1 protein-coding gene is annotated in these 291 nt (G+C 66.3%); it reads left to right on the forward strand.

The features are described from left to right. On the forward strand, positions 1-291 hold a 291-nt coding region (locus R0J92_RS22385), incomplete at both ends, for a hypothetical protein (RefSeq protein WP_411053274.1).

Genomic DNA, 291 nt, shown 5'->3' on the forward strand with positions numbered 1-291 from the left:
GGGACGGTTGCGCTTGCGGGCCATACGCTGGCTGTCGGCTCTGGCGTGGCGGGTGAGGGCTTTGCCTATTCCGGCGCGCTGACCGGCGACGCGGTGTCGGTGCTGCGCACGGAAACCTCTGGCGATGCCTTGATCCTGAGCGGCGACCTCAGCGGCTTTGACGGCAGGTTGGAGATTGCCCATGGCACGCTTGGGCTGACGCAGACGACCACGTTGTCGTCTGGCGGCATTGCCTTTGTGGCGGATGCAGGCGTGGCGAATGCGGCACCTGTGCTGAGCCTCGCGGATGTT

This window comes from Tritonibacter sp. SIMBA_163, assembly GCF_046535935.1.
Classification (GTDB): domain Bacteria; phylum Pseudomonadota; class Alphaproteobacteria; order Rhodobacterales; family Rhodobacteraceae; genus Epibacterium; species Epibacterium scottomollicae.